A 1,262-nucleotide genomic window follows, 5' to 3' on the forward strand; every position below is an offset into this window, starting at 1 on the left:
TCTACATCTGGCGCAGCTAAGTTATCGAAAGTCATCTCAAAAGATCCACACCCAGCAGTAGACATTCGCCATGTGTATCGGGTAGAAAAAGATGGTAGTCAAACCCAAATGGCGTGGGGAGAAGGGAACTATAAGCAGGGGTATCCTTTTGAGGACTTTGTTGCTACGCAGATGCCTAAAGGTTCTCGGTTACCAGAGAATTTCAAAACTTTTGATTTTTATGATCCTGCTACACGTACAGCTATTAGTGTTAAAACTGTAGATACACGTACACCAGCAAGGATAAAAGATCCCAAGCAGATATATACGTCAATGAAAGGGAATATTGATTCAGCGGCAGATTTCCAAGGGTACATTAAAGATGGTAAAGAGGTAACATCTTCGATAATTTCACAACGAGAAATTCGTATTGCTGTACCGAAGACAACAACAGTAGATCAGTGGGAGCAGATTAACCGGGCAATAGTCTATGGTGCAGAAAAAAGTATTAATGTCAAAATTACGGCGGTGAAATAATGAGCGAAAATTTCAAGCAAGGGTTAAATGCAAGAGTTAAATTTAATGGTGATTTCTATTCAATACAAACCTATTCAGGCAATGGCTTATTGGGAGCAGATCCCTCAGGAAGTAACTATTTATTACAGCCAATTGTATCTGATCAAGAGTTGGGAAAGGCTGTGCTTGATGCTTTATCAAAAAGCAGACTAATCCCATTGGATAAGTATGGGGATTATTTTGATCATGATGCAAATGCTGAACAGTATAATAATTGGATCACCGAAATGATGGGATCTTATGATTACCGTTCAAAACGGCAGTTATTTAAGAAAATGTTAAGCTGTGGTATCTGTATGCTTGATGGTCAAATAACGATCCGGCCATCCCGCCATGAAAAATTGGAAGGTTGGTCTGAAGATGGTATTTCTGAATCTGATCATGTCGTAATTTCTGCGGATAGTTCCCCTGAGGAAGTGGGTGCAGCATTACGACTGGCTTTTTCGCGTTGTAGAAGTTATGTTTGACGATAAAGAAACAGTTTGTTTTTGCATTGATTATTCATGATCTTTGATTTAGAGAGTTAATTAAGGTGGACACGTAATCACTATTATGTGTCCGCTGATTATCTCAAAAAGATTCAAATAGTTATTAAATGAGCCTGACCGCTAAAATTACGGTGGTGAAATAATGAGTGAAATTTTTGAACGATGTAAAAATGCCAGATGCGTATTTAATGGTGATTTTTACTCAGTAACAACTTATTC

General features: G+C 38.1%; 2 protein-coding genes. Both read left to right on the forward strand.

The window, feature by feature from the left end; genetic code table 11:
• A partial coding sequence (locus BO26_RS13050) for an endonuclease toxin domain-containing protein (RefSeq protein ID WP_477707033.1) occupies positions 1-516 on the forward strand: 516 nt, incomplete at its 5' end.
• On the forward strand, positions 516-1,022 hold the full coding sequence (locus BO26_RS13055) for a contact-dependent growth inhibition system immunity protein (protein WP_036772004.1): 507 nt from the start codon (positions 516-518) through the stop codon (positions 1,020-1,022). The genes BO26_RS13050 and BO26_RS13055, both read left to right, overlap by 1 nt.
• Positions 1,023-1,262: the final 240 nt, after the last annotated feature.

It is taken from the genome of Photorhabdus australis DSM 17609, from assembly GCF_000711895.1.
Lineage (GTDB): Bacteria > Pseudomonadota > Gammaproteobacteria > Enterobacterales > Enterobacteriaceae > Photorhabdus > Photorhabdus australis.

Excerpts from the sequence above, each read along its gene's own strand:
- BO26_RS13055 (WP_036772004.1), top strand. The coding sequence starts at position 516 with ATGAGCGAAAATTTCAAGCAAGGGTTAAATGCAAGAGTTAAATTTAAT.